This window comes from Hominibacterium faecale (genome assembly GCF_020734085.1).
Taxonomy (GTDB): domain Bacteria; phylum Bacillota; class Clostridia; order Peptostreptococcales; family Anaerovoracaceae; genus Hominibacterium; species Hominibacterium faecale.
In genome coordinates this window covers 126,572-150,962 of sequence record NZ_JAJAGH010000005.1, presented here as the reverse complement: position 1 = coordinate 150,962, position 24,391 = coordinate 126,572, and the positions used below count along the sequence as shown (strand labels likewise).

Here is a 24,391-nt window from a genome sequence, read left to right as displayed (position 1 = left end):
ATACGAAAAGTACGGGTAAGCGGCGTTTTGCCGGTTACCCGTACTTTTCTGTATTTGAACAATTTACGAAGAGCTATGCTGAGGCGGCAAGAAGCTTTTCATAATTCGCTTCCTGCACAATGTGCTTGTTAAAATAGATATCTGCTAACCACCAGGTTCCAAATGTCAGGACGATCATAGCCAACTTGCATAAAAACATCTTTGGCCCGCCTTGATAAAGCCTGTCGATTCCAAGAAATCCTAAAAAAATGGAAAGAATAAGTGCGATGGTGGGATTCTTAAATTTAAGGCTCTTTAATTTTGATTGTTCACAATTGGCCAGCAGGGCATCTGTTTCTGCCGCATGTTCCGGGCCGATATACCTTTTTACTGATTCAACTTCCAGCATGCTTGAGTCCTCCTTTATTTGATGTTTACAGCCTACCAGAAAGCCGCCGATCTGTCTGTAGATCAATAGTATGAAAGGAGCTGAACTCCTATACAACTTTAGTACGAAAAGATTCAAATACCCGTGAAGTCTGAATTTTATGTATTTTATGAGCCGAAAAAAAGAGAATTTTTAAATCCGGCAGAATGTGGTATAATAACAAAGCATACCGTTAACTTTGCAGAAGGGGGAATGGTGAGATGAATATATTAGTAACGAATGATGATGGAATCGATGCGGCCGGTATTTCCAGTTTGGTAAAGGCTTTATCCCAGACAGCGGAAGTTTATGTCTGTGCGCCGCACACCCAAAGAAGCGCTGCCGGACATGGAATAACGGTGGGAAAACCCATCGAGGTTGAGGAAACCGCCTTTGATGGTGCTGCCAAAGCTTTTTCTATAACCGGAACACCAGCTGATTGTGTAAAAATTGGAACCAAGATTCTCAGTCAACAGAAGATAAAAGTAGATATGGTATTTTCAGGAATTAATTTAGGCGGAAATTTAGGAACCGATACCCTGTATTCTGGAACGGTTTCGGCCGCCATCGAAGGGTCTCTTTGTGGAATTCCCTCGGTAGCCGTCTCTGTGAACAGCCACGAGGCCACCCATTTTGAACTGGCCTGCGAACTGGCAGTAAATGCCTGCAAAAACGGATTTCAAAAAATGGATGCCAGAACCGTGCTCAATATCAATACGCCTGATCTGCCTAAAGAGGAGATCAAAGGCGTGAAATATACCAGGCTGGGAGCCAGAGAATACAAAGAGTTCTTTCGGCCTAAGGAAAACGGGAACGGAAAGACTCAATACTGGTATGAGGGTAACCCGGTTATTTATGAGGGCCTGCCCGATGACATTGACGTGATTTCCATGCAGGACGGCTACGCCAGCATCACGCCGCTCCAATACGATATGACCAATTATACTTTAGTGGATGAAATAAAAACATGGAGGCTAGAGGGATGAGTTTGATAAAACGAGAAGACGCCCTGCTGCTTGCCATCGACTTTCAGGAAAAGCTGATGCCGGCTATGGCAAACCAGGAAGAACTGGAAGAAGCGGTAGTAAAGATGGCCAAAGGTATCCGGGCTCTGGAGATTCCGGTACTCGTGACCCAGCAGTACACCAAAGGCCTTGGGGCTACGATCCAGCCCATCGCGGAAGCTTTGGGACCCTTTGTTCCCATTGATAAAACATCTTTCAGCGCCCTGGGAGAGCCGGATTTTGTACAGGCGCTGGAGGCGGCGGGAAAGAAAACCGTGATCCTGATTGGGATCGAAGCGCATATCTGCGTGCAGCAAACAGCACTTGACCTCATAGAACGGGGATACGACGTATACGTCATTCAGGACTGTATCGCTTCCAGAAAAGAAAGCGATAACCTGTGCAGCCAGCAGCGAATGGCTGGGGCGGGCGCCGTGATCACCACCTGCGAATCGGTTCTTTATGAACTTCTGAGAGGAGCCGGGGCGGATGGATTCAAAGCCATCTCTGCCCTTGTAAAATAAACCATGTTTATGTTTGAAAATCAGATAACGATCGAAGACCGATCGCACTTAGAAAAATATTTAAACGGCTATGATTATCAGACCTCTGGCCTGTCCTTTTCCTCCCTGTATATGTGGAGAAACATCAATGGATTCAGCTGGCAGATGGCAGGAGACTACCTGCTTTTGTCGGGAATCAGCCATCTGGAGATGGAGGACGGCACCATCGAACCTTTTCTCTTTCCGCCGCTGACAAAGACGGGCGTTTATGAAGAGGAAGGCCTGCGCCGGGCCATCTATGAAGCAAAGCGGATCTTTGAGGAAAAGGGCTATGAGTTGACCCTTCGCCTGCTTCCAGATCATATGATCGATATCATCGAAGCGGCGTGCCCTGGCGAGCTTAAATTTGCAGCTGACCGGCCCAACTACGATTATGTTTACAGACGCCAGGACCTGGTGGATCTGAAGGGCAGGGATTATCACGGCAAAAAGAATCATCTTAACTATTTCCATAAAAATTACCAATTTGAATATGTACAGCTGACGTCGGCCATGGCGGAGGATGCCATGCGCTTTATCGAGGAATTCAACGCCCGCAAGGAGATCCCGGAATTCGAGATGCAGCTGCTGAAAATGGAAGAAGAGGCCATGGCGGATGTGTTCCGCAATCTGGAAAGGGTCGGCTATCTGGCAGGCGCCATCCTGATCGACGATAAGATCGAGGCCCTCAGCGTAGGCGGGTACCTGAACAAAAACACTGTGACCGTTCATGTGGAGAAAGCTAATATTAATTTTCGGGGACTTTATCAGGCAATTAACAATGAATTTTGTAAAAATGTGCCTTCCCACATCGAATATATAAACCGTGAGGAAGATATGGGGATCCCTAATTTGCGCAAAGCAAAGCTTTCCTATAAGCCGGTTAAACTAGTAGAAAAATATATCGCCCAATTCAAATGACTTTAACAGCTTGCTATAAAGTTGTTAAAATATTAACAGATTTTTAACAAAAACGCTTGCAATTCTCAAATAGTATGGTAATATTGTAGAAAAAGCGAGCGTTAGTCTGGTTAAAAATCTAACGAGAGTTACTTTGGCACTGAAAAGTGCGAGGATTTTAAGGAGGACATGAAAAATGAAAGAGGTTGTAATCGTAAGTGCAGCAAGAACACCAATCGGCAGTTTTGGCGGATCACTGAAGAACATTCCGGCAAGACAGCTGGGAGCGATCGCAGTGAAAGAAGCCATCAATCGGGCAGGAATCAAACCGGAAGACATCGATGAAGTAATCATGGGATGCGTCCTGCAGGGAGGCCTGGGCCAGAACGTTGCAAGACAGATTTCAATGGATGCGGGAATCCCGAAGGAAGTACCGTCCATGACCATAAATAAGGTATGCGGATCCGGACTGAGAGCCGTAGGGCTGGCCGCACAGATCATCAAAGCAGGAGATGCGGATATCGTAGTAGCCGGAGGAGCGGAGAATATGTCCATGTCCTCCTATGCTGTACCTGCTGCAAGATGGGGAGCAAGAATGAATGACACCAAGATGATCGATATGATGATCAAGGATGGACTGTCTGACGCGTTCAGCGGCGTACATATGGGAATCACGGCAGAAAACATTGCAGATCAGTGGGGTCTGACCAGAGAAGAGCTGGATGAGTTCGCAGCAGCATCTCAGCAGAAAGCAGTAGCAGCGATCAAAGCGGGCAAATTCAAAGATGAAATCGTTCCGGTAGAAATTCCGCAGAGAAAAGGCGATCCAGTGATCTTTGATACAGACGAATTCCCAAGAGATGGGGTAACAGCAGAAGGAATCGGCAAACTGAGACCGGCTTTCAAGAAAGACGGAATCGTAACAGCAGCCAACGCATCCGGAATCAATGATGCTGGAGCTGCAGTCATTGTAATGTCCAAGGAAAAGGCCGATGAACTGGGAATCAAGCCGATGGTGACGATCAAATCCTATGCATCCGCAGGGGTAGATCCGCAGATCATGGGAATCGGCCCGGTGCCTTCCACAAGAAAAGCACTGGAAAAGGCCGACATGACCATCGAAGATCTGGACCTGATCGAAGCCAACGAAGCGTTCGCAGCACAGTCGGTGGCAGTAGGAAAAGATCTGGGCTTCAATAAAGAAATCCTCAATGTAAACGGCGGAGCCATCGCACTGGGTCACCCGATCGGATCATCCGGAACAAGAATTCTGATCACCTTGATCCACGAAATGGCAAGAAGAGACGCGAAGAAGGGTCTGGCAACACTTTGTATTGGAGGCGGACAGGGAACTGCAATGATCGTAGAAAGATAATTGCATCCGTGAGTCGTATGAAAAAAGGGGCTGTAAAATAAGTCCCTAGTTAAGGACCGCCAGTTCCGGCATCTGCCGGAACTGACGGTCCTTTGTTTTATCAACTGTTTTCTGAAGGATCTATTGATTTTGAGGGTAAAAAAGTGTGCACTTAATAAACCTATGATGTTCGTCTTCTTTAAAGTTGACTGCCCGATATGGATTCCCATGATATTTTTCCATTAACGGAACGAAGCATTCCATGTCTGATGCGTATGGTTTTACATCAACTACGGCAATATACATCACAAACAGCAGTCTGGAGATTATACGCCGGGAGCAGCTGGTCATTTCCCATATGATCCCGTTTTAACTGCATAAAAGTAGCATCGTGGTCTGTTTTGGAATAGCTGTTTCTTTCATCCCCACAGACCTCTATATGATGTGCATATGTTTTTAAGCGTTCAAGATATCCCTGCAGTTCCTGGTATTGTTTCTGCTGAATACTTTTTCTATGGCCGCAACCGGAAACAAATGTAGATTCATCCAGGTTCGCTCTTTTTTTAGACATTATTGCGAAGCAAAGCGAATCTCGGAAAGTAACATCTAACGCACCTTGGAGAACTCTTTCCTGTCTTTAGCTCCTGGCTTTCGCCCGAAGAATCCTGCGCCCAAAGCTGCCGCTGCCGGAATAATCAGAACGCATCCAGTGCCGCTGACTGCAATCGAAATAATTTCCTGCACGAATTCTTTGGAGTTGACCATTTGGGCAAAAGAATAATATTCCATGAATTGAAGAAAGAGCGTGAAATACTCGGCAATAAAAATGAAGAACAACGTATTAATTGTAGAACCGAGAATATCGCGGCCCACGGAAATCCCCGAGATGAACAGCTCTTTGCGGGAGAGCCGGGGGTTATTCAGATGTACCTCATAAAGGGCTGAAGTTACGGCCAGAGCCGTATCGACGACGGCTCCGATGAGAACCATCAACAAGGCCGAAATCTGCAGCAGGATCATATTGATGCCAATGGCGCCATTATAGCCGTTGGACGGGCGAATCTCATACTGACCGACAGGGAATCCCTGCGTGTTCGTTTGTGTACCGAGAAACCACAGAAATGGAATCAAAAGACCGATGATCAAGAGGACAGACCAAAAGGCTGCCTTGGTCTTGTCGTTGATTTCATTCTGATAAAAGAGCGTTAGCAGCGTGATCAAGATACAGGCAATGGAGGCACAGATAAAAGGATTTACGCCAAGATAGATGAGCACCAGAGCCGCCGTCAATAAAATGGCGTTTCCTGCCAGTGTGACCAAGGCCTTTGCGGAACGATCACCGCCGATGAAAAGAACCAGCAGAATAAACAAGATTGCAAAAATCAGCAGCATGATTTTTTGCCCCCTTTCAAGAAACAAGATGCGGCAAAAATGGCCAGGGGAATGGTGAGGATAATACCCATACTTCCCGTGAGAAAACGAGCGATCTCAAAAAAAGCGTTGTATTTCATTACCGTGAAAAAGCTGATGTCATTTTTCATGGAAATGAGAAAAACGGGGATGCAAGCAGCGATATTGGTGAAAAAAACCACGTTGATCATGGTGCCTGTTATATCGTCAGCCACCTGCCGGCAGGAAAGCAGCAATGCTTTCTTTGAAATAAGCGGGTCTTTGCGTATCAACTCAGCAGAACAGGAAGTAATGGTTACTGCGATGTCCATGATAACACCCAGCCCTCCAATGAGGATTTCTGACAAAAATAGCAGATTAGCTTCGCTGCGGGTATAGGGTTCGGGCAAATATTCCATGAATTCATAACTGAGTTCAGGGCCAAAATGAATAACCGCAGCAGAAAGCAGGCCGATGATCGCTACCGCTGCCAGCGTTGCAATCAATGATATGAACGTTCGCTTGTTAAAACCATTGATGAGGATTAATACAATGGCTGAGAACAGAATCACCAGTACAATCGTGAGGGAGAGGACATTGACTCCGGCCTCATACAAGGTGAGCATTCCGTAAAAAAGAACGATGTTCAAGCCGAGTCCGATGATTGTGTAAAATCCTTGTTTTCCGCCAGCTAAAAGGAGAAGATCGGTCAGGACCAGGAGAACCAGAACCGCATAGTGATCCCGTTTTACCCCTGTTACTGTTCCAGTCAGGCTAGAGCCGGTTTTATCGTTCAATGAAAGGAATAAGAGGCTGCCGCGACTGTATCGCTCATCATATGCAAGAGACGGATCATAGGTATTTTTCAACGTGACCGTTTGTCCTTCGTGTTCTCCATTTTTTATAGTTCCAGTAATAGCCTGACGGATTGACCCATCCTTCTCCTCAGACTGAACCGCAGAGGTGACCTTAGCGATGGTCGTATCATATACTTGGAAATTGTTATATACAGCTATGTAGACAATCAACGACAAGAATAGCACAATTATAAGTTTTGCTGCGAATTTTTTATGTAACATTCATGTCCGCCTTTCCTTGCTATTTTCTACGACATACTATAGAATAAGAAGGGAAGTGAATGCAAGGTCCTTTGACGATCATCAGAATTTCTTAAGATTTTCGTCAAGAAACCGACACATTTGTTGCCTATAATGGAAACCACAAAAGGGAAAACAAGCTGCAAAAGGGAAAGGGGAAAACCTATGAAACAAAAAGCAGTAGCAATGGCGACAGCCTTCACCATGCTTTTAGCAGTGGGTGTTACAGGGCTTGGAAGTGAAGCGCTGCATCAGCATCCAGCTTATTCGAATCAGAACATTCGGCTGGAAGCTCAGCAGACGCCGGCACTTGCGGCGCCGGAGGCGGATACGCTGCTCCTGGCGGCACCAGTCTGGGAAAAAGATAAATAAAATGTAATGGGATGAAAGAAAAAGGAGCTTAGGGGGCTCCTTTTTCATTGCATTTACTACCAAAATTGGGATATAATAAGAAGATATATTTTTAGGAGGAACGAGGAATGGCAGACATCGATAAAAAACAGGCCGCGGCGCCGGACAGCGCATCGAATTTTATCCATAACATCATTGATAAGGATTTGGAAAACCAGAAATACGAAGACCGGGTACATACCCGTTTCCCCCCGGAACCCAACGGGTATCTTCATATTGGACACGCAAAATCCATTTGTCTTAATTTTTCCACCGCGGAGAAATATAACGGTAAATGTAATTTGCGGTATGATGATACCAATCCGGTTAAGGAAGACCTGGAGTATGTGGACGCCATTGAGGAAGATGTTAAATGGCTTGGCTTTCAGTGGGACGAGCGCCTCTGGGCATCTGATTACTTTGATAAAATGTACGAGTTCGCCATCCGTTTAATTAAAAAGGGGAAGGCATTTGTCTGTGATTTGAATGCGGATCAGATTCGAGAATATCGGGGAACGCTGAAAGAGCCGGGCAAAGAGAGTCCATACAGAAATAGAAGCGTAGAAGAAAATCTCAGGCTCTTTGAAGAGATGAAGGAAGGCAAATACGCGGATGGAGAAAAGGTTCTGCGGGCGAAAATCGATATGGCATCGCCCAACATCAATATGCGGGATCCGGTTATTTATCGGATTTCTCATACAGAGCATCATAATACAGGGGGCAAATACTGCATCTATCCCATGTACGACTACGCTCATCCCATAGAGGATGCCATCGAGGGAATCACCCACTCCATCTGCACGCTGGAGTTTGAGGACCATAGACCACTGTACGACTGGGTGCTCCAGGAGCTGGAATGGCAGACTCCTCCCCAGCAGATTGAGTTTGCTCGCTTAAATCTGACCAATACCGTCATGAGTAAACGTCACTTAAAGGCGCTGGTGGACAATGGCGTAGTCGACGGCTGGGACGATCCCAGAATGCCGACGATCGCAGGACTTAGAAGAAGAGGCTATACGCCGGAAGCGATCCGCGATTTCTGTGAACGGATTGGAGTTTCTAAGGCCAACAGCACGGTGGATGTGGCGCTGCTGGAACACTGCGTCCGTGAGGATTTGAAGGCAAAGGTGGAAAGCCGCAATGTGGTGGAGGATCCTATAAAGATTGTGATTACCAATTATCCTGAGGATCAGACCGAGGAGATGGAGATTGAAAACAACCGGGAAGTTCCGGAAATGAGCAGCCGCAAAGTGCCATTCAGCAGGGAGCTGTATGTGGATGGATCCGATTTCATGGAAGAGCCGGTGAAAAAATATTTCCGCCTGTTCCCTGGCAATGAAGTGCGCTTTAAAGGGGCCTATTTTATCACTTGCAACGATGTGATCAAAAACGAGGATGGGACGATTAAGGAACTGCACTGTACCTACGATCCGGCCACCAAGAGCGGCAGCGGTTTTGAAGGCCGCAAGGTGAAAGGAACGATCCATTGGGTTGACGCACGTACTGCGGTCAAGGTAAAGATTCGCAATTACGATTATCTGATGGTGGAAAATGAAGAGGGCGAAACTGTGCTCAATCCCGATTCTCTGACCGAGACTTGGGGGTATGCCGAACCGGCGTTGAGACAAGCCCAGCCGGGAGAGCGGTTTCAATTCTTCAGGCATGGGTACTATATTGCCGACGCTGGGCTGACGACGGAGACGGAAAAGGTATTTAACAAAATCGTGGGACTAAAAAGTTCCTGGAAAAAATAAAGGAGTAAACATGGATTACTATAAAGAATCCCTGAAAATGCACGAAGAGTACAGAGGCAAGATGGAGGTGGCCAGCAAAGTACCGGTAAAAAATAAGGACGACTTATCCACCGCCTATACGCCGGGGGTCGCTGAGCCGTGCCGCAAGATTAACGAAAATCCGGAAGATGTATATAAGTATACCAATAAGAGCAACACCGTAGCGGTGATCAGTGATGGTTCGGCCGTTCTGGGACTGGGTAATATCGGCGGCCTGGCTTCCATTCCGGTCATGGACGGAAAATCCCTGTTGTTTAAAGAATTCGCAGGGATCGATGCGATCCCTATCTGCCTGGAAACACAGGATGTGGAAGAAATCGTCATGATCGCTAAGAATATTGCGCCTACGCTGGGGGGCATTAACCTGGAAGATATAGCAGCGCCCCGCTGTTTTGAAATCGAAAAAAAACTCCAGGAACAGGTGGATATTCCGGTTTTCCACGATGATCAGCATGGTACGGCGGTTGTGGTAACTGCTGCCATATTCAATTCGCTGAAGATTGTCGGAAAAAAGATGGAGGATTTGAAGGTTGTCATCAGCGGTGCGGGAGCGGCGGGAGCGGCGATTGCCAAGATGCTGCTTTCGGTGGGCGCTGGGGATGTGATTGTTTGCGACCGCATCGGACCTTTGGCGAAAAACGATGATCGTTTGACTCCGGCCAAAGAGGAAATTGCCCGCATTACCAACCATAATTTGGTCAACGGGACTTTGGCCGATGCCCTTGAAGGTGCCGATGTGTTTATCGGAGTTTCCGCACCCCGGATCGTGACGGAGGAGATGGTGGCCTCGATGGCGGATGATGCCATTGTGCTGCCCATGTCCAATCCGGAGCCGGAGATCATGCCCGACCTGGCGAAAAAAGCGGGCGCACGGGTAGTGGGCACCGGACGTTCTGATTTTCCCAATCAGATCAATAATGTGCTGGCTTTTCCGGGAATCTTCAAAGGCGCTCTGGCTGCAAGGGCCAAGCGGATTACGGAAGATATGAAGATCGCGGCGGCTCGTGCATTGGCGGATATTATCAATGAAGAGGAGCTGTGCGAAGAATACATAATTCCAAGTGCATTCCATCCAGGGGTTGCTGATGCCATTGCAGAGGCAGTAGCCGCAGCATGGAAGGAATAGAATACGATATTCTCCATTGAGTGCGGCGTTGCCGCAAGGTTGAATATCGTGAAATTTTTTCGTCGTGGCGAAAAAAATATAAGATGTGAAATGTGCAGCAGCCGTGAGGCTGCTGTTTTTTTTGCGGAGGTGTTTGGGCCTGGGCTGAGGCATGCAGCCCAGGGAAATATTGGGAAAGGGTTCGGATATGGCCGGGAAAAAAGTTTGATATTTTGCTGGAATTTACGCAGCTTTCAACGGTTTGCGGCTGTGGGAAACGGCGGGGGCAGGCCGAATTCCTGTCCGAAGCCGGATCGATGGCCGCAACCCCATTGGAATGCGTAAAAAACGAAATTTATTTTGAAAGTTTTCCGCTTAATGTAGATTTCCTGCTGAGACGAGGCGAGCCTGGTGTGGCCCCATGGCCGGGATAGGTGCTGGTACATAACTTGAAAAAAAGATTAATATTTCGCTGAAATTTACGCAAGTTTCAACGGTTTGCGGCTGTGGAAATCGGCGGGACAGGCAAAATCCCTGCTCGAAGCCGGATCAAGGGTCGCAACTCTATTGGAATGCGTAAAAAGCGAAATTTATTTTATAAGTTTTCCGTAAGGGCTTGCAATATATGTAATATTTATATAAAATGGAATAAAATTACATATTCGAGGTGCAACTATGTATAAACAAAAACAGCTTTTGGCGCAAATTAAAGAAGAAGTGGGTAGATATGAGGCTTTAATTCATGATCTGGAATTTCGAAAAGCACAGCTGCCTGACGGAAGCCTGATTTATAAACGGGGCAGCTATTATCGCGCTGTGAAATTCAAGGGAAAAAACAGGCAGATTCTCATTCCGGAAAATTTATCAGAAGCGCAACGCTTAATTGACGAGTTGAAAGAGCGGCGTTACACGAAGAAAGCCCTGCCAGTTTTAAAACGAAATTTAAAACTTCTTCAGCAAGTCATCGAGAGGATGGAACTTTACGATGCGGCCAAAATAGAAGATTCGTTACCATCATACTATAAAGGGCTGAACCATACAGCCTTTCTTTTAAAAGGAGACATTTACCCTGAGCAATGGTCCTCTATACCCTATGACCGCAACTTGTCTCATCCGGATGATTTGCTCTATCAATCGGAGGGCGGGCAGCTTACCCGTTCAAAGGCAGAAGCAGAGATCGCCACGATTCTGGAGCAAAAAGGAATCTTTTTTCGCTATGAGCCAAAGCTGCAGCGGGGTTGGCACTGTTATTATCCGGATTTTTGCGCGGCCCATCCGGTTCACCGAAAACAAATCTATTGGGAACACTTTGGAAAAATGGACGACCCAGCGTATGCGGCAAATACAATGGATAAGCTGCGGGTGTATTCAGAACACGGATATCGATTGGGCGACAACCTGATCGCGACTTGGGAAACAAAAACGGCGCCCCTTACCTTTCAGCATATAAAGGAGCGGGTAGACGTATATCTGTCCTGAGCATAGTTGGGAAAAAAGTTTGATATTTTGCTGGAATTTACGCAGCTTTCAACGGTTTGCGGCTATGGAAAGCAGCGGAGGCAGGCCGAATTCCTGTCCGAAGCCAGATCGAGGGCCGCAACCCCATTGGAATGCGTAAAAAACGAAATTAAATTAAAAAATTTTCCGCTTTTCACAGATTCCGCACTGAGGGAGCCGCACCGCTCCCCCCTCCATACCGCTCCCTCAGCCAGCCCAGCACCCCACACCTGGAATAAAACCCAGATTTTTCTTGACACAAGCAAAGCCGATTGGTACAATAACAAAGGATTAAACACAAGAAGTGTTGCGAAATTTAACCACGAAGGTTAGCGCCTGATCAATGCAGGCCCTACTTTTCGTGGATTTTTTATTACATAGGAAAGGGCAACCACATGAAAAACCAAACAGCCATCTACATCTTGAAAAAAATCGGTCAGCTGGCGCTGACCATCCTTGTGCTGTCCATTTTGGTATTTCTAGTATCACGCTTGGCCCCGGGCGATCCGCTGCGGGCTTATTATGGAGAAAGCGTGGAAAAAATGTCCGTCCAGCAGCTGGATCACGCCAGAGAGAGGCTGGGACTGAACGACTCCTTACCGGTCCAGTATATCCGCTGGGCTGCAGATGCGCTGCACGGAGACTTTGGGATTTCCTATATTTATAAACAGCCGGCGGCACAGGTTGTGGCAGATGTCTACCAAAATACACTGCTGCTTGCGGGAGTTTCCTTTCTCCTGATTTTCGTATTGGGACTGCTGCTGGCCATCTTTTGCGTGCGCCATGAGGGACGTGCCGTGGACCGGATGATCTGCAAGATCGGAGTTGCGGCCAACAGCATCCCCGAATTCTTTGTAGCGCTGATTTTAATCCTGCTTTTTTCAGTTACACTGGGAATTCTCCCCCAGAGCGGTGCCCATGCTCTTGGGGGAGGAGAGACCCTGCACCATTTGGTGCTGCCGGTCAGTGCGATTGTCATATCCCATCTCTGGTATTGCGCCTATTTGATGCGGAATAAATTATCCGACGAAGTTCGGAAAGAATATATTTTGTTGTGTAAGGTGAAGGGGTTGACCCAAAATCAGATCATTTACCGCCATTGTCTGCGGAATATTATGCCTGCGGTCGTCAGCATTATGGCTATTTTTCTGCCCCATCTGCTGGGCGGCGCTTACGTGGTGGAGATGGTCTTTTCCTACCCCGGACTGGGAGAGCTGGGAGTGGAAAGCGCCCAGTACCACGACTACAATATGCTGATGCTGATCAGCCTGATCACCGGGGCGGCTGTAGTCCTGGCCAATATGATCGCCCAGGTGATCAACGAAAAGCTGGATCCGCGGATCAAATACGAAGAAATCAGGGAGGGCCAGTCATGAACAGAAAACTCCCTTACATCTCAATCACGATCCTGGCAGTCATTGCTGCAGGCTGTCTCCTGACGGGCTTGATGCCGGGACAGAACCCTTACTACATGAATACCGAAGCAATCAGCCAGGCACCATCGGCCGCTCACCTTTTCGGAACCGATACACTGGGCCGGGATATTTTCGCCATTATCTGGAATGGAGGCAGACTGTCCCTGGCCATCGGTCTGCTGGCAACCTTGCTGTCCACGGTTACCGCCATCATCTATGGCTGCGTTTCCGGGCTGGCAGGCCCCAGAATCGATGACCTGCTGATGCGCTTTACGGAAATCCTAATGAGCATTCCCCAGATTCTGCTGGTGATCTTTCTGCAGGCCATTTGGGGAGAACCGACGGTCCTATCCATTGGCATTGTGCTGGGCGCCACCGGGTGGATGGCCGTGGCCAAGATGGTTCGCAGCGAGGTACGCCAGATGCGGGATGCGGAATATGTGCTGGCCGCCAGATCCATGGGCGCCGGATTTTTTTATATCCTTTGGCACCATTTGATGCCCAACTTCATGTCTGCCATCATGTTCATGGTCGTGACCAACCTGGGCAGCGCCATTGCTGCCGAAGCAACCCTCAGTTTTCTGGGCCTGGGCCTTCCGACCAGCGTGATTTCCTGGGGAAGCCTGATGTCCCTGTCTCAAAAGGCCATGTTGACCGGTGCCTGGTGGCTGCTGATCATTCCGGGTGTATTTTTAGTGATCACCCTTATCTGTATTACGGAAATCGGAGAATACCTGCGGACAACGGGCAGAAGAGACCGGCTGATTTAACCTGCAGGAAGCAGGTCTTGAAATAGAAAGAGTAGAGGCAAGTTACTTTTGAAAGCGAAGGAGAAAGAAGAATGAAAAAGAAAGTATGTTTACTTTTGGCGTTGATCCTGTCAGTCGGAATTCTGGCGGGATGCGGCGGCAGCGACGATGCAAAAAAAGAAGGCAAAACGCTGGTGTACGGCAGCAGTGACTACACAGCCATTAACCCGGCCCTGTACGAACACGGCGAGATCAACTCCCTGATTTTTCTGGGACTGACCACTCATAACGAAAAGGACGAAGTGGCGCCTGGGGCTGCGGAGAAATGGTCCTTTGACGAAAAAACCAACACCTATACCTTTCAGCTGAGAGAAGGCCTCAAATTCCACGATGGAGAGCCTCTCACCGCTGAGGATGTCAAATTCACCATCGAAGCCATCATGAACCCGGATAACGGGTCGGAAAACGCTTCCAACTTTGAGGATGTCACCAAGGTGGAAGCCGCGGATGATTTGACGGTAAAGATCACCATGAAAGCGCCCAACGTGGCCATGCTCGACTACCTGACCATCGGCATCCTGCCCAAACACTTGCTGGAAGGAAAAGATCTGGCGACGGATGAATTCAACCAAAAGCCGGTCGGCGCTGGACCTTACAAACTGACGGGCTGGGATAAGGGCCAGGCCATCACGCTGGAAAAGAACGACGACTTTTACCTGGGAACGCCCAAGATCGATAAAGTAATCTTCAAAATCGTCGAGGATTCCGATGCCAAGGCCCTCCAGCTTCAATCGGGAGAGCTGGATTTTGCCCAAATCACTCCAAAAGCCATGGAAGAATTCGAAGGAAAAAATGAGTTCAAAGTTTATACCATGAAAACAGCCGATTATCGGGGAATCATGTATAATTTCAATAATCCTTTGTTTAAGAACAACCACGAGCTGCCCAAGGCCCTCAGCTATGCCATTGACCGGGATGCCATCATCAAGAGCGTGCTTTTGGGCCACGGGCAGGCAGCTTATTCGCCGCTGCAGATGGGGCCTTACAACAACAAAGATGTTGAAAAATATGATTATAACCCGGATAAAGCCAAAGAGCTGCTGGAGAAAGCGGGATGGAAAAAGGACGCTGACGGAATTTATGCGAAAAAAGGACAGAAGCTGGAATTTACCATCAATTGCTCCCAGGGGGACCAAGTTCGCGTGGACATGGCCAACATCTGTGCGCAAAACCTCAATGAAATCGGCGCCAAGGTGGATGTGAAAACGCCGGCGGAAACAGACTGGGCAGGCCAGGAGGCCTTCCTCATCGGCTGGGGAAGCCCCTTTGATCCGGACGATCACACCTACAAAGTTTTCGGCACGGATAAGGGCGCCAACTATAACGGATACTCCAACGCCAAGGTTGACAAGCTCCTGCAGCAGGCAAGAGAAAAGGAAGCTGCGGAAGACCGTTTGCCCCTGTACAAGGAATTTCAGACGGAGCTGGCAAAGGACCCGGCCTATACCTTCATCGCTTACATCGATGCTGTTTATGCTGGAAAGGCTGATATAACCGGGATTACAGAGGAAACCGTTCTCGGCCATCACGGCGTAGGAATTTTCTGGAATATTTACGACTGGGATATGAAATAATGGACATACTCACCATCAACAACTTAATCGTGGCCTTTGAAACATCCCAGGGAGAGATGACTGCGGTTAAGGGGGTATCGCTTTCTTTAGCCAAGGGGGAAACCCTGGCGCTGGTAGGAGAATCCGGCTGCGGCAAAACCGTTCTCTGCAAGAGCATGTTGAAGATTCTCTGCGAAAGGGGCCGCATCAAGGAAGGGGAGATCCTGCTCTCGGGGCAGGATCTGGTCCCTTTGGAAGAAAAAGAAATGGTCCCCTGCAGGGGCCGTGATGTGGCCATGATTTTCCAGGATCCCATGAGCTCCCTCGATCCCACCATGCCAGTGGGCCGGCAGATCGCCGAAGCAGCCGCCGGGCGGACCGACGATCCCAAAGCACGGGCCCTGGAGCTGATGCGCCTGGTGGAAATCGATCATCCCCGGCAGCGCTATGAACAGATGCCCCATCATTTCTCCGGGGGCATGCGACAGAGAATTGCCATCGCCATTGCCCTGGCAGGCGATCCCCAAATTCTGCTGGCCGACGAACCTACCACTGCTCTGGATGAAGATACCCAGAAGCAGATTTTAAAGCTGCTGGCAAAGATCGATATTGCGACAATTTTTATCACCCACGACTTGAGCCTGGTTGAGGATATCGCCGACCGGGTAGCGATCATGAAAGACGGCAGAATCGTCGAGACCGGATCGGTTCGTCAAGTGTTCGATGCGCCCGGCCATCCCTATACAAAAAAACTGTTGGGATATTTGGATTATGGAAAGGGGCGGGGACACGACCACAAGCACAAACAGCAGCGCTTCGATACGCCTTTGGTGGAAGTGCGCAACTTAAAAAAAAGCTTTTCCCTGGACAGGCATTCGATTCAAAATGCGCTGGAGGATTTTTCGCTGGATATTTATAAAGGAGAAATTTTGGGCTTAATCGGACCCTCCGGATGCGGAAAGTCCACTTTGGCCAGATGCCTGATGGGAATTTACCCGCCGACTTCGGGGCAAATCCGCTTCTTTAATGAGAAGAAAAGCAAGAATTGGAAGCAGATGATTTTTCAGGATTCGGATTCCGCTTTCAATTCCCGGATGACCATCCGCCAGATTATCGGCGAACCGCTGCGCATAGCGGAAAAACGAACGCCCGACCGGCAGCGGATCGCTGAGCTGATGGAACAGGTGGAGCTTGATCCTGCATTAATGGACCGGCGGCCTTATGATGTTTCCGGGGGGCAAAGACAGCGCGCCGCCATCGCCCGGGCAATCAGCGTTGACCCGGAATTCATCATCGCCGATGAACCCATCTCATCGCTGGATATTTCCACCCAGGCGCAGATCGTCCACCTCTTCCGGCGGCTTCAGGAAGAACGAAACCTGACTATTTTGTTGATCGCCCACGACCTGCCCATGGTAGGTCATGTCAGCGACCGTATCGTGAAAATGGGGGAATGAGGTGCGGCATAAAGAAAAAGGGAGGGGCTATCGTAAAGGCAACAGCCGATAAGGAAGTAGAAAGAATAAACTAACTTAACGGCTGACAAACAAGGTTGCAAACAACTCCGAATGCATTACACATTCGGAGTTGTTTTATGATAAAATGTATCTGTAAAGGCGGTGAGCAAAAGAATGGATGATAATCTCATTTCAATGGGCAAATTACAAAGCGACATAAAAACTATGAAACTCGTTTCTCTATTTCTAAAACCAGAACAGAGAAAACAGCTAAACGCATTAGAAAAGCAACTTGATAATATGATTGCGCAAACAACAGCTTTCAATGAAAGATTTTCCTCTTACGGTTGGTGCGCCTATGATAGTATGAGTATGACTCTTATAGAGAGTGCAAATACTGCTTTCGAGGAAGGTGGAATTGAGAATGCTGAACAGGTTTTGATAAATTACTACAAAACGGACGTCAACAAAATTACTCATTGGATAAAAAATAGTTCAAGGGTATTTGCCGTGAGATATAATTTGATACAGCGTTTCTTTGAAGACCATTTTGCAGAAAGGTATCATGCGAGCGTTCCCCTTGGCTTGATTATAGTTGATGGGGCGTTAACGATTTCACAAAAAGCAAAGGTTTTTTTGCTGAGGGAACAGCAGTTGATGCATGGGATTGTTTAGTTGGATGTAGCGACGGTTTGACCAAACTAAAAGGCATATTTAATCAGAACCGCACAAAAACAAATACCGAAACGAGTACACTCCCTTATCGGAATGGCATTTTGCATGGTCGTGATTTGAATTATGCTAATGAATATGTATCATGCAAGTGCGTGTCTCTTATGTTCGCTGTTGCCGATTGGATGAAAATGAAGAACAGCGAAGATACAAGAAAAGCTAAATATGAGAAATCAGTCAATCCTCCCCCTATAAGAGAGACTTTAGCGCTCATAAAAGAAAACAAACAGATACGAGAGGAAATTTCATCATGGGAAAAACATACAGTTATTGTTGGCGAGGATATTCCCGCTAATGGATTACCAAAGGATTATATAGAATACCCGTATATTCTTGAGGTCGTTGAGATGTTGTGTGCATGGAAAAACAAAAACTATGGAAAGTTGTCAACACATCTGCAAAAAATGTTTTCAGCAAATCTTTCTTCTGGAAAACGTGCTGGCGAATGCCGAAAAATATTTGAACATAAAATACTTGACACATTTGAAATTATTGAGATTGAAGAACGAGCGTGTGCCTTGTCAAAGGTCATAGTTAAAGTGTTTTGGTCAGATGGTAATCGTAAAAAAGAGGCCCTCTTAACTTTCGGTTGTGTCTATGAGAGCACTACTGAACGTGTGGGAATACCTTGGAGAAACAATGGAAAATGGATTTTAATGCCATGGGATGTACAAGGATTATATCAATAAGTGGTTATTTATATGGAACAATGGAACAGCATTTTGTGCCTTCAAGGGATATTGTATTGCCTACCTCGTTTCCGCACTCTGGAAGCCACATAAATGCTATTTTTTGCACTCTAAATGTCCACGCTGACAGGGCAGATGTTACGCAGTAGAACGTCATTTTGAGGGGTACGAGTATAAAACCCTTACCCATGCCCTTATTACGTCCGTAAATCCGCATAAATCAAGGGGAAAATATCCTCTATTGCGTAACAAAGAACCCCCATAATTCAGAGAGGGCACAAGCGGTCTATCCGTTTGCGCCCTCTTGATTGTCTCATGGCTTTGCTACTTGCTCGGCGGCTGATACTCCATTCGGAACTTCATAACAGCTATAAGCAGCTTGGCATTCAATCGCTCTTTCATATCGGTGTTCCCTCCGCTTAATCTGCCTATATAGACTTTGTGCCGTTCCTGTACCGCAAGGAGCGCGGCGGTATCACCTGTGATTGCTTTTTCAATCACTTCATAGGGAACAAGGTTGTATTTGCTATTCTTCATCTTTCATCTTCTCCATTTCTTTCCGCAACTGTTTCAAGGCTGCGTTTTTCTGATAGTTGACGGTTGTGCGCGGCTTTCCCAATAACGCCGCAATCTGCTTGTCCCTTAATTGCAGATAATAGCGCATAAGGATAATTTCTTGCCGCCGTTCCGATAGGCACAACAAGGCTTTTGCCAACTTTTCACTGTCAACAATAACCGTCTGCCCGTTGACTGCAAAGGCAGTAGGCTTGTCCTGCAATACAAAGTATTCATCTGTGCTGTGCGGCGCAAAAGAAGTGTTCTCTTGCAAGTATTCATAAGAGATTTCATGCTGCGTTCTGCGTTTCCGTTCCCTGTAATAGTTACAGGCTTCATTGTGCAATACGGCTTTGCAAAATGCGTGGAACCGGCGTTCAATACTTTCCCTATATTCTGTGGATAACATCATTCTCACTCCCTTTCCGTGTGGAATGAGGGCTATAACAAAAACCACATGTGCAGTACAAAACTGAACAGGCGGTTATGCTATATGATGTGACAGTTCCTCTTGATAGGCGCAATATCCAGTGAGCAGGAATGGACTTTTTTTGATAATTCAAAAATGGTCGGATTGTATCGATAGACTATGCGCTTCATGGTGGTTACCTCCATTAGCCGCCGTATCTGTCAGCGTTCAGTCGTCATTACTTTTGAGGGAAAAGGAAAACGGCGGTTTTGATTGTTATTTCAAAACCGCCGTTAGGCCACTGTATTTTGTTTAGGCACATAGCTATCCTGCCGCCACAACAACGGTTTTTTTATTACCGTTGGGTGGTGCTATCGTTATAAATAATGGTAGACCCGTTTCTTCTTTATGATAAAACCAAGTGATACAAATATCGTGAGCAATTCTGCCAATGGAACAGCAATCCATATTCCTAAGACATCAAAAAATTGTGGAAGTATCAGAAGCGCAACCGAAATAAAGACAAATGTTCGCAGCGTAGAAATAATTGCTGATACTTTCCCGTTGGATAAGGCTGTAAATGTGGCAGAAGCAAATATATTGAAACCACAAAACAAAAAGCTAATTGGGAAAATCAGAAATCCTTGTCGTGCAATTCGGTATACGTCTGTTCCTTTCGGTGAAAAAATACTAACTAACGGTGAGCCGAGCAGCATTGCAATCGAAAATACCAAAATAGAGATTGTGCAGATAAAGAGTAGGCACATTCGGAAAATCTTCTTCAAACGCTCATAATCCTTACTGCCATAATTATAGCTAATGATAGGTGCAACGCCCATGGAAAAGCCTATGTACAAGGTTGTTAGCAGGAATTGTGTGTAAATAATAATCGTAATTGCGGCAACACCATTTTCACCTAACAGCTTCATCATCATAATATTAAATAAAAAGGTGGTCACTGCCGTTGCAATCTGGCTTACCATTTCTGAAAAGCCGTTAGAACTGCTTCCCCATAAGACGCGGAAATCAAGTATAGGCTTTTGAAATCGAAGCGTTCCTTTCGACCTTGCAAAAAATACAATCCCTATTGTCGTCGGTATCAAATATCCAATTCCAGTAGCGAGCGCCGCACCCGCAATCCCCATATTCATTGGTACTACAAAAATGTAATCAAGCAGTATATTGGCTGCCCCGGCGCTTATGGATAAGGTCATTCCGAAGCCGGGTTTTCCCGCTGTCACAATCAGACTTTGAAATAGAACCTGCACCATACTTGCGGGTGTAAATAGCAACAGAGTAGCAAGGTACTGCTTACAGTATGGAAAAAGCAGCTCGCTTGCGCCCAGTCCCCATATAATCTTATCAATAAACAGATTTCCCAATATGGCAACGGCTACACCAAGTATCGCTCCTGCCAAAACAATTAATGTAAAGTCTTGTGAAGCTCGCTTTGGATTGCCCTCACCCATTTTTCTCGCTACGATTGCACTTCCCCCGGTTGCCAACATTGCCCCAAGACCAACTATTATGTTGATGACAGGTGTAACAATATTTAAGGCTGATAATGCGGCTGTGTTTACAAAACGAGAAATAATAATCGTATCAACAATGGTATATAATCCCATAAAAATCATCATAAGGATTGTTGGAAATGCGAATTGTAGAAGCGACCGCATGGTAAAGTTTTTGGATAGCGGATTTTCGAGTTTTTCAGAAAAGGTATCACTCAAAATCGCTTACCTCCAAATTATCTTTATGCAAAGTGAGTTTTTGTGTGGGATACCCAAACTCAATGAGTAACTCTGCCTCAGCAAATCCCAATTTCTTAAATACCTCACGATAGCCGGGGTCAGCCTTGTCACCCTCTCGAAAAGTTGTGATACTGATAGGAGTGTTTTTCAAAAGTTCGCCCCATAGCTTCTGCAAAAAGGCTTTCGCAATATCCCTCTTTCGATATTGTGGATGTACCCCTAAAAAATCAATACTTCCAGTTTCATTGTCAAATGCCATTGCTCCAATGATAGTGGCTTCGTCTTTTATAATTAACGCTTGCTTTTTCTGAATACACCGTTTTAGCTGTTTCAAATATTCATCTTCTTTTAAGTATGGAAAACCGTCAACCACAAGATGAACCAAATCCATCCATGCAGGAATATCGCTGTCTGCGGCAAAAAGAATATCCCTTTTCCAGTCAATTTCGACGCATATTTTTGTAGGTTTTTTATTCAAAACATATCGTAGCTGCAATGGATAAAATTCTTCTGCTTCCCGATATTGGCGGGGCGTTTTTTTATACATTAGCTTGAAAATAGTGGTAAACGCTTGTTGGCTTTCATATCCGGCAATTAGGGCAATTTCAATGATAGGCTTATCTGAAAAGATAAGCAGTTTAGCGGCTTCCGTTAATTTGCGCCGTTGCACATAATCATGAATCGTTAGTCCAACCGTTTCTGTAAAAACACGATGTAAATGATATTTTGAATAATGTACCGCTTGCGCCACAATTTCTAAATCCAGCTTATCCGCTAAATTGTTTTCAATGTAATTGATTGCTTCGGTTACATTGATAATGTTAATTTGCATTGCAGCGTCCTCCTTTCTTAGCAGTATTATATCAAATACTTTTCGGCGTTCTTTCATTATTCTTGCTGTTTTTATCCATTATCTGCGCTAAGACTAAAATTATAGTGTCTTGACAACATTACGTCAATCATTACAAATATAATTGATGAAATAAATTGCAGCCACCATGTGCTACAATATTTTTTTGACCTAATTTTGGTTTCCATTTAGCATTTTAGAAATTTCTCCGTATTAAGGAGTGAGAAAAGAAATTTGAAAAATTTTACTCAAAACTTTGGCAAAATTGCGCCCGGCGGTGTAGTAGGTAGTGAAAGGAGAAATGCGAATGGAAAACCGAAAACGGAACGTGCAAATCATAGTCCGAGTGACAGAGGAAGAACGGGCGTTGATTGAGGAAAAAATGAAGCAGATACCAACGATAAATCTATCCGCTTACGCCCGTAAAATGCTGATTGACGGGTATATCATTGTTTTGGATTTGCAAGAGGTCAAAGCGCATACCGCACAGCTTCAGAAAATCGGCGTGAATGTCAATCAAATTGCAAAGCGTATCAACGAAACAGGGCGCATTTACGCCGACGACATGGACGAGATAAAGCGGCTCATGGAAGAAGTATGGCGATTGGAACGGCGGCTGCTTCTGCAATTTAAGGGGCTTACAAAATGAGGGCTTGGGAAACTTCCCAACAAGCGTTTTGCAAAGCAAAATACGGAACAGGCTATCCGGTTCCTATGCTTGCTGCGAAACTGCAAACACTGATTTCAAGGGAAAGGACGGGAAAGGAATGGAACGGAAAAGAGAAATTGACGAAAGCGAATACTTACCAAAACGGGGCAATCCGCTGAACGAAACGGTCTATTACAAAATCGGCGGTACAATCTTTGAAATTGAAACCTCCTGCGGCGGCTCTGAACTGCTGTACGAAAATTGGAACGGCTCATAAAATCGGAAACCGTCACATCGCCTGCTGACAATGAAAAGAAAGTCCGCTATAATAAAGACAGCAACCAGTTTGTCGGGCGTTCATTACAGGAGGAATGAACACATGACAAATACAAATTATCCCGACAACATTACAGCTTTATATGCCCGTTTAAGCCAAGAGGACGCATTGGACGGGGAGAGTAACAGCATAGCAAATCAGAAGTCCATATTGCTCAAATACGCGACGGACAACGGCTTTCCAAACCCCTTGTTTTTCATCGACGACGGAGTATCGGGAGTAACCTTTGATAGACCCGGTTGGAATGAGATGATAGGGCTTGCGGAGATGGGAAAGGTCAAGACAGTTATCGTCAAGGATATGTCCCGTATGGGGCGCGATTATCTGAAAGTCGGCTACTACACCGAAAGTTTCTTTGCCGAGCGCGATATACGCTATATCGCTATCAATGACGGCGTGGACAGCGACAAAGGCAACAACGATTTTACCCCTTTCCGCAATCTGTTCAATGATTTTTACGCACGAGATACGAGCAAGAAAATCCGCGCTATGATGAGGGCAAAGGGCAATTCGGGCGAACACCTATGCACCAATCCGCCCTACGGGTACAGAAAAGACCCACAAGACAAAAAGAAATGGATTGTGGACGAGGAAACCGCCGAAGTAGTCAAACGTATCTTTGCGCTGTGCGTGGACGGGAAAGGGCCTATGCAGATTGCAAAGCTGCTGACCGCCGACAAGGTTTTGACCGTTAAGGCGCACTACGCCAAACGCGACGGAAAGCCCATGCCGGACAATCTCTATCGGTGGGATTACAAATCCGTCGCGGGGATATTGGAGCGTCCCGAATATACGGGGTGTACGGTGAACTTCAAGACCTATTCCAAATCCCATAAGCTGAAAAAGCGGCTGAACAACGCGCCCGAAAATATGCGGATATTCCCCAACACGCAGCCTGCAATCGTCAATGAAAAGGTATGGCAACGGGTACAGGAACTACGAGCGAATAAACGCCGCCCTACCAAAACAGGAAAGCAAGGTTTATTCTCTGGACTGCTTTACTGTGCTGATTGTGGGGATAAGCTGTATTTTTGTACGACAAACAGCTTTTTACCTAATCAAGACCACTATGTATGCTCCAACTACAAGAGCAATACCGGCACTTGTTCAGCGCACTTTATCCGCGAGGAAACGCTAAAGTTGTTTGTGCTGCGCCGGATATTCAGTGTGACGGCGATGTTCATAGACAACGCCGACGATTTCCGCAGGGTGGTACAAAAGCAGCGTTTTGAGGAAACGGAAAAGGCTGTAAAGCGGCGCAAGAAAGAGTTGCAACAGGCAAAGAAGCGGATAAGCGAACTCGACCGCATTTTCAAGCGTATCTATGAGGACGACATAACGGGCGCAATTTCTCACGAGCGGTTTTTGAAGCTGTCCGCCGAGTATGAAGCGGAGCAAAAGGAACTGACGGAGTTTGTCAAGACAGAGCAGACTTTGACAGCTTCGCCGCTGTTATCCGCAAGTATGTGGGTATTAAGGAACTGACGCCCACCATCGTCAATGAGTTTGTGAAAAAGATAATTGTCCACGCCCCGGACAAGTCCAGCGGATACCGCCGGCAGAAAATCCAAATCGTCTGGAACTTCATTGGGGAGTTGGAGCAGGACGGCGATAGGCAAACCATTGAACGGCAAAGAAAAGGCAGAACGGCATAGCCTTTCGACTATGCCGCCCTGCAAATATGACTTTACTTCCTTGTGGGTGTCCG

At 46.5% G+C, this 24,391-nt stretch carries 25 protein-coding genes; 18 read left to right on the top strand and 7 right to left on the bottom strand.

Annotated elements, in window-relative coordinates:
* Positions 1-73 precede the first annotated feature (73 nt).
* The gene (locus tag LG211_RS05860) at positions 74-388 is read right to left on the bottom strand and encodes a TM2 domain-containing protein (RefSeq protein ID WP_148396011.1); all 315 of its coding nucleotides are present in this window, start codon (positions 386-388) and stop codon (positions 74-76) included.
* A 239-nt stretch (positions 389-627) separates the two neighbouring features.
* Between LG211_RS05860 and surE the strand changes: the two genes are divergently transcribed.
* The 4 genes from surE (at position 628) to LG211_RS05840 (ending at position 4,227) form a co-directional block, all read left to right on the top strand.
* Entirely contained in the window at positions 628-1,392 is a 765-nt protein-coding gene (gene surE, locus LG211_RS05855; RefSeq protein ID WP_148396012.1) for a 5'/3'-nucleotidase SurE, read from the top strand.
* Positions 1,389-1,934, top strand: coding sequence for a hydrolase (locus tag LG211_RS05850; RefSeq protein WP_253020478.1), 546 nt, complete (start codon positions 1,389-1,391; stop codon positions 1,932-1,934). The genes surE and LG211_RS05850 overlap by 4 nt, the downstream gene beginning before the upstream one ends.
* Positions 1,935-1,937: 3 nt before the next feature.
* A complete protein-coding gene (locus LG211_RS05845; RefSeq protein ID WP_148396014.1) occupies positions 1,938-2,873 on the top strand; it encodes a DUF2156 domain-containing protein in 936 nt (311 codons plus the stop codon).
* A gap of 175 nt (positions 2,874-3,048) precedes the next feature.
* Positions 3,049-4,227 (top strand): acetyl-CoA C-acetyltransferase, encoded by a 1,179-nt coding sequence (locus LG211_RS05840; protein ID WP_148396015.1) that lies wholly within the window; start codon positions 3,049-3,051, stop codon positions 4,225-4,227.
* 585 nt (positions 4,228-4,812) lie between these two features.
* Here the strand turns inward: LG211_RS05840 and LG211_RS05835 are convergent.
* Positions 4,813-5,598: a YibE/F family protein gene (locus tag LG211_RS05835; protein ID WP_148396017.1), complete on the bottom strand. Its 786-nt coding sequence runs from the start codon at positions 5,596-5,598 to the stop codon at positions 4,813-4,815.
* A complete protein-coding gene (locus tag LG211_RS05830; RefSeq protein ID WP_148396018.1) occupies positions 5,589-6,674 on the bottom strand; it encodes a YibE/F family protein in 1,086 nt (361 codons plus the stop codon). The genes LG211_RS05835 and LG211_RS05830 overlap by 10 nt, the downstream gene beginning before the upstream one ends.
* Before the next feature lie 183 nt (positions 6,675-6,857).
* Between LG211_RS05830 and LG211_RS05825 the strand changes: the two genes are divergently transcribed.
* From LG211_RS05825 to LG211_RS05780, 10 genes are all read left to right on the top strand, one after another.
* On the top strand, positions 6,858-7,064 hold the full coding sequence (locus tag LG211_RS05825) for a hypothetical protein (protein ID WP_148396019.1): 207 nt from the start codon (positions 6,858-6,860) through the stop codon (positions 7,062-7,064).
* A 107-nt stretch (positions 7,065-7,171) separates the two neighbouring features.
* Positions 7,172-8,836, top strand: a complete 1,665-nt coding sequence (locus LG211_RS05820) for a glutamine--tRNA ligase/YqeY domain fusion protein (RefSeq protein WP_253020477.1) — start codon at positions 7,172-7,174, stop codon at positions 8,834-8,836.
* 10 nt (positions 8,837-8,846) lie between these two features.
* The gene (locus tag LG211_RS05815) at positions 8,847-10,001 is read left to right on the top strand and encodes an NAD(P)-dependent malic enzyme (RefSeq protein WP_269477154.1); all 1,155 of its coding nucleotides are present in this window, start codon (positions 8,847-8,849) and stop codon (positions 9,999-10,001) included.
* Between the two features lie 654 nt (positions 10,002-10,655).
* The gene (locus tag LG211_RS05810; RefSeq protein WP_269477153.1) at positions 10,656-11,459 is read left to right on the top strand and encodes a hypothetical protein; all 804 of its coding nucleotides are present in this window, start codon (positions 10,656-10,658) and stop codon (positions 11,457-11,459) included.
* A 413-nt stretch (positions 11,460-11,872) separates the two neighbouring features.
* Entirely contained in the window at positions 11,873-12,853 is a 981-nt protein-coding gene (locus tag LG211_RS05805; protein ID WP_269477152.1) for an ABC transporter permease, read from the top strand.
* Complete coding sequence (locus tag LG211_RS05800) at positions 12,850-13,662, top strand: ABC transporter permease (protein ID WP_148396024.1); 813 nt, start codon at positions 12,850-12,852, stop codon at positions 13,660-13,662. The genes LG211_RS05805 and LG211_RS05800 overlap by 4 nt, the downstream gene beginning before the upstream one ends.
* A 71-nt stretch (positions 13,663-13,733) precedes the next feature.
* Positions 13,734-15,275: an ABC transporter substrate-binding protein gene (locus LG211_RS05795; protein WP_269477151.1), complete on the top strand. Its 1,542-nt coding sequence runs from the start codon at positions 13,734-13,736 to the stop codon at positions 15,273-15,275.
* On the top strand, positions 15,275-16,711 hold the full coding sequence (locus tag LG211_RS05790) for an ATP-binding cassette domain-containing protein (RefSeq protein ID WP_269477150.1): 1,437 nt from the start codon (positions 15,275-15,277) through the stop codon (positions 16,709-16,711). The genes LG211_RS05795 and LG211_RS05790 overlap by 1 nt, the downstream gene beginning before the upstream one ends.
* 174 nt (positions 16,712-16,885) lie before the next feature.
* Positions 16,886-17,386 carry a hypothetical protein gene (locus tag LG211_RS05785; RefSeq protein ID WP_269477149.1) on the top strand — a complete coding sequence of 167 codons (501 nt, stop codon included), beginning with the start codon at positions 16,886-16,888 and terminating at the stop codon, positions 17,384-17,386.
* 17 nt (positions 17,387-17,403) lie between these two features.
* On the top strand, positions 17,404-18,132 hold the full coding sequence (locus LG211_RS05780; RefSeq protein WP_269477148.1) for a hypothetical protein: 729 nt from the start codon (positions 17,404-17,406) through the stop codon (positions 18,130-18,132).
* 324 nt (positions 18,133-18,456) lie between these two features.
* Here LG211_RS05780 and LG211_RS05775 read toward each other — a convergent pair whose 3' ends face one another.
* The 4 genes from LG211_RS05775 to LG211_RS05760 all read right to left on the bottom strand — a co-directional run bounded on the left by LG211_RS05775 (position 18,457) and on the right by LG211_RS05760 (position 21,679).
* Positions 18,457-18,669, bottom strand: coding sequence for a helix-turn-helix domain-containing protein (locus tag LG211_RS05775; protein WP_269477147.1), 213 nt, complete (start codon positions 18,667-18,669; stop codon positions 18,457-18,459).
* Positions 18,659-19,099 carry an RNA polymerase sigma factor gene (locus tag LG211_RS05770; RefSeq protein ID WP_269477146.1) on the bottom strand — a complete coding sequence of 147 codons (441 nt, stop codon included), beginning with the start codon at positions 19,097-19,099 and terminating at the stop codon, positions 18,659-18,661. Before LG211_RS05770 ends, LG211_RS05775 begins: the two co-directional genes overlap by 11 nt.
* A gap of 374 nt (positions 19,100-19,473) precedes the next feature.
* On the bottom strand, positions 19,474-20,826 hold the full coding sequence (locus LG211_RS05765) for an MATE family efflux transporter (RefSeq protein ID WP_336246036.1): 1,353 nt from the start codon (positions 20,824-20,826) through the stop codon (positions 19,474-19,476).
* Positions 20,819-21,679 (bottom strand): GNAT family N-acetyltransferase, encoded by an 861-nt coding sequence (locus LG211_RS05760; protein ID WP_269477145.1) that lies wholly within the window; start codon positions 21,677-21,679, stop codon positions 20,819-20,821. Before LG211_RS05760 ends, LG211_RS05765 begins: the two co-directional genes overlap by 8 nt.
* Before the next feature lie 325 nt (positions 21,680-22,004).
* Between LG211_RS05760 and LG211_RS05755 the strand changes: the two genes are divergently transcribed.
* The 4 genes from LG211_RS05755 to LG211_RS20025 all read left to right on the top strand — a co-directional run bounded on the left by LG211_RS05755 (position 22,005) and on the right by LG211_RS20025 (position 24,338).
* Positions 22,005-22,346 (top strand): plasmid mobilization protein, encoded by a 342-nt coding sequence (locus tag LG211_RS05755; protein WP_269477144.1) that lies wholly within the window; start codon positions 22,005-22,007, stop codon positions 22,344-22,346.
* A gap of 118 nt (positions 22,347-22,464) precedes the next feature.
* Positions 22,465-22,623, top strand: coding sequence for a hypothetical protein (locus tag LG211_RS05750; RefSeq protein WP_269477143.1), 159 nt, complete (start codon positions 22,465-22,467; stop codon positions 22,621-22,623).
* Positions 22,624-22,725: 102 nt separating this feature from the next.
* Complete coding sequence (locus tag LG211_RS05745) at positions 22,726-24,168, top strand: recombinase family protein (protein ID WP_336246035.1); 1,443 nt, start codon at positions 22,726-22,728, stop codon at positions 24,166-24,168.
* Entirely contained in the window at positions 24,150-24,338 is a 189-nt protein-coding gene (locus tag LG211_RS20025) for a DUF4368 domain-containing protein (protein WP_336246034.1), read from the top strand. The genes LG211_RS05745 and LG211_RS20025 overlap by 19 nt, the downstream gene beginning before the upstream one ends.
* Positions 24,339-24,391: the final 53 nt, after the last annotated feature.